General features: G+C 49.0%; 6 protein-coding genes. All 6 read right to left on the bottom strand.

The features are described 5' to 3' along the window. Positions 1–1,058: nodulation protein NfeD (locus OEM52_11010; protein MDK9700662.1), on the bottom strand; the 1,058-nt coding region annotated here is incomplete at its 3' end. A 19-nt stretch (positions 1,059–1,077) separates the two neighbouring features. After that, positions 1,078–2,442 (bottom strand): L-seryl-tRNA(Sec) selenium transferase, encoded by a 1,365-nt coding sequence (selA, locus tag OEM52_11005; GenBank protein ID MDK9700661.1) that lies wholly within the window; start codon positions 2,440–2,442, stop codon positions 1,078–1,080. Further along, the gene (locus OEM52_11000) at positions 2,423–3,949 is read right to left on the bottom strand and encodes a DUF6029 family protein (GenBank protein ID MDK9700660.1); all 1,527 of its coding nucleotides are present in this window, start codon (positions 3,947–3,949) and stop codon (positions 2,423–2,425) included. Before OEM52_11000 ends, selA begins: the two co-directional genes overlap by 20 nt. Continuing rightward, positions 3,939–4,490, bottom strand: a complete 552-nt coding sequence (locus OEM52_10995; protein ID MDK9700659.1) for a TlpA family protein disulfide reductase — start codon at positions 4,488–4,490, stop codon at positions 3,939–3,941. The genes OEM52_11000 and OEM52_10995 overlap by 11 nt, the downstream gene beginning before the upstream one ends. Beyond that, a complete protein-coding gene (locus OEM52_10990) occupies positions 4,487–7,648 on the bottom strand; it encodes a S8 family serine peptidase (GenBank protein MDK9700658.1) in 3,162 nt (1,053 codons plus the stop codon). Before OEM52_10990 ends, OEM52_10995 begins: the two co-directional genes overlap by 4 nt. 31 nt (positions 7,649–7,679) lie before the next feature. Further along, on the bottom strand, positions 7,680–10,221 hold a 2,542-nt coding region (locus tag OEM52_10985), incomplete at its 5' end, for a C25 family cysteine peptidase (protein ID MDK9700657.1).

The following is a 10,221-nucleotide window of genomic DNA, read 5'->3' as shown; positions in this document are numbered from 1 at the left end:
ACAAAAACAAAAAACAGTACGGTTGACACGACTACGCCGGCAATAACCGCCCAATTGATTCCTGGCATATCGTCCGGTAAATCGAATAAGAGAAGTGATCCGGTAATCAGTGCGACGATACCGCCCACGGTAAAGGCACCTTTACTGATTATCTTCACTTCCAAGATGAATAAAACAAACGCAATAATGATTAACATGACACCGGCAAGATTGACCGGCAACACTTGAAACGACATGAATGCGAAGATGAGACTCAAACCACCGATGACACCCGGCCAGATCGCACCGGGGTTTTGTAATTCAAACAGCAATCCGTAAAAACCTAACGCAAAAAAGATGTACGCCACGTTTGGATCGGCAAGAAAGTTGAGCAATTCGTCGGTAACGCCCGGTTCGTGGTGAATGATTTTCGTGTTATGCGTTGTTATTATCCGTACCGCACCATTCGTCATCTTCACGCTTTTGCCATCGATTTTTCGCAACAGCTCGACCGTGTTGTAGGCAATCGTATTGATAACATTGAGCGATTCCGCTTCGGTCTCGGTAATTGATACCGATTGGCGTACTGCTCTCTCAGCCCACTCGACATTGCGTTCACGTTGTGCCGCGATGGTTTTAATTTGTGCGACCGCGTCGTTCAGGACTTTGTCACCCATAGGACCCGCAATCGAATCGGCTTTTCCCCCGCCAAGATTCACGGGATGAGCTGCGCCGATATTAGTACCGGGCGCCATTGCCGCGACGTGCGCCGACATCGTTAGAAACACTCCTGCCGACCCGGCATGAGCGCCACTGGGAGCTACAAATACGATAATAGGCACCGGTGAGTTAAGGATGTCTTTCACCATAGCGCGGGTGGTCGAGAGCAGTCCGCCGGGGGTATCCAATTCAATCACAACCGCTTCGGCAAGTTCTTCTTTCGCTTGTTCGATGGCGCGTTGCAACTGCAATTGTGCGACGGGTCCAATCGCACCTTTGTAAGGCAGAACAATCACTTTACTTGCCACCGCAGTTGCGGCAAGTGTTAGAATCACAAGGAGAATCGTGAGAAAACGCATCGCAGCCTCCGCGTTGCAGTTAATAGAGCAATGTACGGAGGGAATCGCTGAGAATGGAATCGTTTTTCGGTAAAATCGAACGAAAATGAATGCGTAATGTATCGTCTTTCACAACGGGAATAATCGGAACGGTGTGGGTGCGGAGTCGCTTAGCTAACTGTGCGGGCTTTATCGAATGGGAACGGATCGTTAGCGATACATCCGGAAAGGGGCTTTGTGGCATCGTACCAGAACCAATCATCGCTTCATCGGGTTCGACTGACAGCGTATAGTTGGTTTGAACGACTGTAAGAGCTTGTAGTACAGCGTTAGCGCGACTGAATAGCTGTTCGATGGGGGCGGACAGCATTGCATAAAACGGGATATCGCACTGCCGATTCGAAAGCCATAATGCCAATGTCGCGTCGAGAGCGGCAAGCGTTAACTTATCGGGACGAATCGCCCGCAGCAGATGATTCTTCTTGCATTTCGCTATCCACTCCCGCTTCCCCAACAAAATACCTGCTTGCGGTCCGCCAAGGCATTTATCGCCCGATACTGCCACGACGTGTACTCCAGCATTCAAACTGTCGTAAACAGTCAATTCTGCTGGCAATCCGAATTGGGAGATATCGAACAAAAGCCCATTTCCCAAGTCTTCAAACACCGGTAACGAATGCTCGTCGGCTAATGCAACCAACTCGGATAGATTCGGCGCTTCGGTAAATCCTATGATGCGATAATTGGAGGGATGGATTTTTAGTAATGCAGCTGTTTGCGGTGTGATAGCATCGCGAAAATCGGAAAGGCGGGTGCGATTAGTGGTGCCAACCTCAACTCGTTTTACACCAGCCCGGTTCATCACTTCCGGCATCCGGAAACCACCGCCGATTTCCACTAACTCCCCGCGTGAAACGATTGCAGTTTTCTTGTTGGCGATGGTATTCAATGCAAGCAGCACCGCCGATGCACAGTTATTGACAACCAATGCCGCTTCGGCACCGGTTAACAGCGTTAACTTTCGCTCGACCGCTTGCCAACGATCGCCTCGGTTACCGGTAGTTTGATCTAACTCAAGGTAACAGGACTGCGCCGCTTCCATCATAGCGGTTATGGCGGCATCGGCTAAGAGGGCACGACCTAAACCGGTGTGCAGTAACACACCGGTCGCGTTAATTACTTTGGGATAACCGGGAGATAAAATCGATTGGGTGGTTTCGGCAATCCGTTCAGCACCACCTTCTAATGGCGAACCAACAGGAAAATTCCCGTCACGTTGTCGCTGCGCCTCTTCCCGACACAACGCTTTTGCTGCCGTTGGATGTAACGAGAGCGCCTGAATTATCGGGTGTTCCAGTAGTTTGCCGATGGCTGCCGGATGCCGCTCAGAAGGTGGCTTCGACACCGATGCGCACTCCCTCGAACGGATTCACTAAGCGGCAACGTCCGCTACTGCATTTGATGCCACCGCGTTCTTTCCCACCAAAACATTGAATTTGAATGCCGTCGTGAATCGGCGCGGTTAGTTCTGCTCCAATCCAGTTAGGGCCGCCGACTTCCTGATCGTCGTCGGTATGATCGAACGAAACCGAAAATGCGCCAGTGCCGGGAATCGAGAACGTTGCGCTGATGTATTGATCGGTGATATCTTCGTCGCGGAGAACATTCGTCGTCATCATCTGCTCAACGGAGCCGTCAACAGTCAATTTCCAAAACAACGGCGATTGAATTCCCAGCAATAAACCAGTACGCTCGTTGTGAACGGAAGCGATACCGAATTGATCGTTCCAGATTGCTTCCTCAAACCGTGCCACTTGAAAGCGGAGATTAGTCGTCGGCCGAACTTTCCAATTCGTTTCAACCAACGCTTCCCAGAACGGCGACTCTTTCTCTTCCATCGAGGGTAGCGGCGAACCGTGGTGAATCGACGATTGTGCAGTGTAGAACGATAGACCAAGCCGCTTCGACGGTTTGTAATTCGCTTCGAGTTGCCAACCGATTTCATCTTCGTAGCGCGGATTATGGGGATGAGATGACATCAATTTAGAAATGAGCTCGCGCTGTAAAATTGGTGGAGCTTGGAAAGGTAATAGGTTTCCAAACGCTTTTTCGTATTGGTAATCTTTATACTCGCATAGAATCGATAATCCTTTTCGGGCAACGGCAAACGAACCGAACCAACCGCGATTGTTCAATTTGGTTTTATTGGGAAAAGCCTGCCACGATGCCTCTACCCAACCACTCACCAAACCGATTCCGCGAATGGTCTTTTGATAAGAAACATAACCGCCGGGAATTTTTTGTTCCAAGTAGGAACCATCTGGTAGTATCCGCAGGTAGCTCGCGCCAACTTTACCACCGGTAAAACTGACTTCGGTATTGATACCTTCAATGTCATTCGGTTTAGTAAGACCGGCAGGATCATCTTCCGACGAACCACGAATCACTTCTACCGCAACCGGTCCCTTATTGAATTTCAGGAGCAATCCATCGATTCCGGCATCCAACCCCTGGTCGAAATCTTCCTGTAACGAAAGCGTTAGCCCGCGTCCCCAGGAGGTATAGCTATTTCCAACTCGAATCGAATAGAAGTCTCGCGAATACTGCAACCATTTTTTATCGAGCGACTCGATTCCGGTGACTCGTTCGTTCCAGTAACTCGGTTGGTAAGTCGTGTGTCGCAATCCGGCGGTAAACTGCTCGGAAATTGCGATACGCGCTTCAAAGATATTCTCGAAGTATAACTTCCGTTTATCATTCCCGGTTGACAGTTCCTGCTCTACACCATCCGCCCAATTCGTTCGATTGGACATAGTAGCCGAAGCATTCCCGGGAAGTTGGGCACTGCTTTCTATCGATAGTGACAGACATGTTGTACATGCGATAGCGAGCGTTACAAACTTACTTCGCATTGGGCGTTCCTTCTTTCACCGCTTCGGATTTCGATTCGGGAACAGCGATTTCGGCAAGCGCCTTCTTCACTTCCTCTTCCAGTTTTTCTTCGTCACCGGGGAGGTACCCGAATTTCGTATGAAGAATTTTACCCCCCTTACCGACTAACACAGTGTGGGGGATATTCTTCGCACCGAATGCTTTCAATCCTTCGCTGTTGGGGTCGAGTAAGGTCGTAAAGGTAAAGCCCTCACCGACGATGAACGGTTGCACTTTCGACATCGATTTGGGAGCATCGACTGAAATTGCTAACACCTGCAAACCTTTGTCTTTGTACTTCGCGTAAATCTCATCGAAATGGGGCAGCGACTCTTTACATGGGGTACACCAGGTCGCCCAGAAATCGATCAGCACTGGCCCATTCTCCCAATACTGGGATAGTTCGACCGCGTTTCCATCGAAACCCTTTAGCGTAACTGACGGCGCTTTATCCTGTGCAAACCCAAAGCTTGCCGACAAAACTACCATTACGAGAATGAAAAGTTGTACAACGCGTTTCATTTCAGGAGAACTCCTTTTCGTACTGCAACACCGGCATTGGTTTCAATTTTCAGGAAATACAATCCACTCGCTAAGTTCGTACCATCCACCGTCACCGCATGCGCGCCGGCTTGCAGACCTTTCTGTTCGATACTGGCAGCTTCACGGCCAATCCGGTCGAAAAGCACAATCTTAAGGTTGCTCGCTTGTGGCAGCGATACCTTGATTTGCGATTTTGGATTAAAGGGATTCGGATACAACTCGCCGACGGTAAACGTCGAAGGGATTCCCACCTGATGATTGGGATCGACGCTAACTTCATAGACCGACAACACAGTGAGAACCGATTTCATCGGCTGTGGTGTGTTATGAGTGAATTGAATTTCCAACGGCCAATCACCTAATGGAGTCGTAACCCCGGAAAAGTCGATGCGTACCGAGTCTGCCACTCCACCTGCAACAGATCCTGCTGTGCGATTCAGCACCGCCCAAGGATGACGGAACGATAACTCTTTCACGCGAATGAAGTCATCTTGTGAAGTACCTTTTGCAACTGCCAACAGAGCGGTGGTCGTAAAATCCCAATCGGTTGCAATCGCTAAACCACCGGAAGTATAGCCAGTTGTTGTATCAACCAATCCAACAACCCGGAATTGATTCGTTGCAATGTTCACTTTCGAGAGTTTCATCATTGGCGTACTGTCTTGCGAGAAGACATACAACGGCATACCATCGGGATCGGCGGGATACCAAGCCATGCCAAAGATGTGATAGGATTGTTGCGGATTCGGAATCACCCGCGCGGTCTGCCCATTTCTCCGGTATCCATAAATGCTGGAGAGATTATCGGCGACGTAATAAACTTGCTCGGCGGGGTCATAGGCGACAGCGCGCGCTGGATTAATGTTCGCTAATGGGATACTATCACGTAACACACAGAGTGAATCGAAGCCATAAATCCAACCGGTACCTGACGCCGGTTCCGACGCCCAAAGGTATTGTCCATCAAAGGCTAAATCACGTAATCCAATCACGTTATTTTGATGTGGTGCATCATAAGATGCAAGTAAAGCACCTGTTCGACTAAACTTGTATACTTTATTGGGCTCCGAGGCACTATTGGAACCGGTTGCCCAGATGTAACCCCACGCCCATTCGACGCCATTCAACTGAGTTTCGCCAGTTAGTTGGGTTACGTTGATGTTGAGTAAGGGTTGACCGGTCGTATCAGCGCCACTGCTGGGTCGCAGTGTACGCGCTTGCCAACGAACGGTATCAACACCATTGTTTTCAATCCGGATAAACGAAACATCTGATGCACCTTGTGGAACACTTATTCGGAGGGTATCAGGGCTGATTGCTATCCGCGGACCTGCCATTCCAATTTCAACTACAGTTGTTTCATTCGTATCGATTGCGACTGACAATAATTGTGCTGCTAAATAGCCAGCTTTCGTAGCAACGACATTCCAATTTCCGGGACGAACACGTTGGGCAAAGAATCTTCCTTCGGCATCGGTCGTCGTAACAACCGGGAATGTCGATTGTACTTCGATCCGGACGTCACTCATCGGTAAGCGCGTAATTGTATCGGTCACGACACCACTAAGCGAACCGTTAACCTGCAGTCCCATGAGATAATTAATTGCTGGTAGTAATCGGACACGTCCCGTACCATACAGATGATATTGACCATTGATATTTGTTGTATCACCTGTCATTTTCAGGGCTTGACAAACATCAGAAATCATTGCTTCCGGTGCGGCTGACAACAGTAGACAAAGAGCACCGCCAAGATGTGGAGTCGCTGCCGAAGTTCCATTAAATCCAGTTTCATACCCGCCACCCGGAGAGCAAGTCCGCACGGTAGTCGGCATGCTCACATCCGGCTTCATCAAACCCTGCATCGAACCGTTACGCCACGGATAATCGGCAAGCGAATCGGGAAGCTCCGGTCGACTCGGGGTCATAATCGTATCCCACGCCGCGGGACCGCGCCCAGTGTATGTTGCAAAAGTTTGGTTCGATTCGTAAGCACCACACCCCATCACCGAACTGATACCACCACGAATCGTCTGGTAGGGGTGTAGCCACGGTGGTGGGCAATTGCCGGGCGTTGCGATGTTAAAAGGAATCGGATAGGTACCTAATGAATTGCCTTGATTTCCAATCGAATTGGCACGGATGACACCGGCATAATACTCGGCAATCATAGCAATCCGCATCGCTTGATAGTCAGGACCGGAAGGCCATTTATACGATAACGAAGAGCTGATCACATCGGCACCGGAACGCACTGCGTACTGCGAAGCTAATCGATAACCGGCTTCTCCACCGGATTCGTTTTTCAACACCATCAGTTTTGCACCAGGCGCTACACCAATCGTATCGTTTATCGCTTGACCCACCATAATCCCCGAAGTATTGGTGCCATGCGACTGTGTAACATACGCGGGATTATTGTTGTTTGAGTCAAAATTCCATCCCCAGTTATCGTCGATGTAACCGTTGTTGTCATCATCGATTCCATTGTTGAAAATCTCACCGGGATTATGCCAAATCCTGCCAACTAACGCGGCATGGGTTGTGTCGCAACCAGTGTCGATATTGGCAATGACGATTCCCTGTCCGGTGTATCCCATCGACCAAATTTGAGGTGCCTGAATGTCTTGGATACCCCAACCGATCGTATTGATTTGCGGGGGTGGTGGCGCTATGACATCACGTTGGGTATCGATCAACTGATCAATCGGGATGTTGGGATCGAGGTCGATACTTCGCAGTTCGTTGAAACGGTCGAAGAACCCCTGCAATGAGCTAACTTTTGCCTCAAAGTTTATCTCATTCGAAGTCCAAATGATTCGGATATTGCGCACATCGCCCGTTTGCTCCATACCGTACAATTCCGAGCGGACGCGATTTTGCGACTGATCGGCAAACTCCATCATCGCCGGGATTGTAACCTTACGCCACTCTCGGCGTGCTTTACCCGCTACCAGTTTTTCCAAGTCGGCAGTGTTGATTTGATCCCAAAAGGCGACGGTTACCCGGACAAATTCGTCGGGCGCTGTCGTTGCAATGGCGTTACGGAAGCGTTCGGTACTGCCAACCCGGGCACTTGCGGTAACGCAAATTCCCATAGTCAACACGATAAGCAGGAATACGTGGAGCTTTTTCATAGCGCCCCCTGATTAGAGATGTGAGAAAGAGTTACTTTAACAATACAACTTTTCGGATTGCTGTGGTATTGTTACATCGGATTGAAACAAAATATACACCCGCCGATAACGATTTGCCTCGAACCGTCATCGGATACACTCCAGCATTGAGGGTTCCCGAATACAACAAGTCGACTTGCCGACCGAGAGCATCGAAAATCGCAACCGTTACTTTCCCGGTATTCGGGAGAGAGATGTCGATTTGGGTTTCCGGGTTGAAGGGATTCGGGTACGGTTCAGAAACCTGAAACGTTTCCGGAATTGGTTTGTTCACACGTTGCGGTGTAACCCAGGTGGAGTTTCTCATCCGCGGTAGATTAGAAGTGAATCGAATTGCCCGTTCGGATTGAAAATTGTGACTAAGAGAGTCAAGGGTACCGTCAAACAAAATCTCCATACCATTGAGTTCATTGAGTGATTCAATGCCCACCGTCGCAGTGTTTAACGCAAGTACTGATGGATCAATGTTCTTATACACGAAGTCAAACCGGCTGACTCCCGTTGCTGTCGGATAATGAACCGCATCGTAGAAAACCACTTGGAATGTCAGACGGGGTAAACCAGTACGACTTGAGATACTATCCCATTGTACAATAAACCGGTGTTGACTTGCATCATACCAGGTGAAAATATTTTGACCATTTACGGTGGTTATCCAGAGATCATCCCACCACGGTACAATCATTCCTCGTAAAGAGTCCTCGTTGGGCAGACCAGAATTGAAAAGATTCATTGTTGTGGTTGGTACCGTAGTAATCCAACCATCGGCGCTGATTGTAATTCGTGGGATCACTTGTCCATCGTAAACGAAATGAATGGGAACATCCACCGACACCACAGCATTGCTGCCGGAAATTGTGAGGGCTGTGCCATTACCACCATAGCGGGGAGCTACATCGTGCCACTCATACTCCGGCGCATCGGTGTAGAGCGAATCTTCCGACTCGTAAGCATAATAGTTGCCATTACTCATTCGGGTCGGGGCATTGATGTCGAGGGTGCCTGTCATCAGATCGAAGACAACAGTATCGCGATACTGGAAGGTTGGGTACTGTGCCGAGAGAATCGCCCGTACTGGTAAAACATGATATGCCGGGAGATAGCGGCTTCCTGTGGCTTGGAATCGCATTCCCGACGACCAGAAGGCGTTTTGTGCGAGCGAATCAATCGTCCCTGTTTGCGGATCAATCGTTACTAAAGTATCGTTAGCGGTATCGATTGTGATGGAAGCATTGCGAAGTGTCAGCCGTCCACTATTCTGAAATTCGATCTGTAATGTTGTGACTTCGTCGCGATCAAGTCGCGCATTTCCGGTTGGGTCGGCAATAGCAGAAATGAAATCGATTTGGGGCAGACTGGTCTGCAAGAGATACTGCACACTTCCTACGGTGTCGGAGCCATGAATGGCATCGATGCGTAATGGTAACAAACCAGTACGATAGTTTTGCGAAAGGACAATTCGTATCCCATCAATCCGAATTGTTTCGTTTTCAATTAATGTATCCATCTGTATCGATGATGTAACAATCTGCACCATTGGTGAAGATGTGGATGGTTGTAGTCGAAGTTGTCCGGTTGCAACACCATGATTGTTGATGTTGAAAGAGATACGTCCCGCTTCTCCCGGTGAAAAAAAAGTATCAATAATCCCGGTTGTATCAGATTGCGCAAACTCGCTGATCGAAACCGCAATTGTGTTTGAAGTTACCCGGATCGAATCGCGTATCGGTACCGATTGAATTCCGGTCACCGCATATCTCAGGTAGCCGGGATTCACCGACAAATTCACCGGGATACTGACGATACCTTGGGCATTGGTAATCCCCGAACCTTTTACACCTGACGTATCGAAAACCGAAACCAGCAGATTTTCTTTCGGCACTCCTGTTGAGAAATCTGATACACTGAATGGTAAGGTAGTTCTTCCTAAACCAACTGATAGTGGCGCAGATACCAATAAGCGGTGCGGCTGGCTGACCTGCACATTCATTGTTGGATCACTCAGACAGATGTATTGCCCACATCCTGCCCGTAGAAGTTCCCTGATATTGGAGTCGGTCGGGTAGTATGCCGAGAAACTTGCCAGCATTTGTACTTTCCCCGCCATTAATCCTAACGAGATATTGGAAACTTTTTCGTGTTGCCATAACCGGTACAATCCGATATCCAATTGATTGTTAAATTGGGTGTGGGTATTCCAGGTTGGGCCGATGAAACCAGCAGTACCGCGAATCGTAGAGGTTGTTCCCAACTTCATCCATAACTCACCGAAACATTGCTGGGTCGAATTGAAATACGCGACACCACAACCAATGCCGGTGATTACCAGCGGTTTAAAGTTATTCTGACAGCTATTGATGTTGTTGTTATAGTAATTGATACCAGCCCAGCCAAACGTCCAACCACTGCCACGATAGTTAACGACACTGCGTCCGGTGCGGATTAGTTCATTCAGATTTGTTCCCGAACTGGAAGTGTAGAGCGAATCGATATAGGTCGTGCCATTTTCCAACATCCGGTTAGCAGTCCAGCGT

The organism is bacterium, from assembly GCA_030247525.1.
GTDB lineage: Bacteria > Electryoneota > JAOADG01 > JAOADG01 > JAOADG01 > JAOTSC01.
The sequence above is the reverse complement of the archived record's forward strand: the minus strand, read 5'-3'. Positions and strand labels throughout refer to the sequence as shown.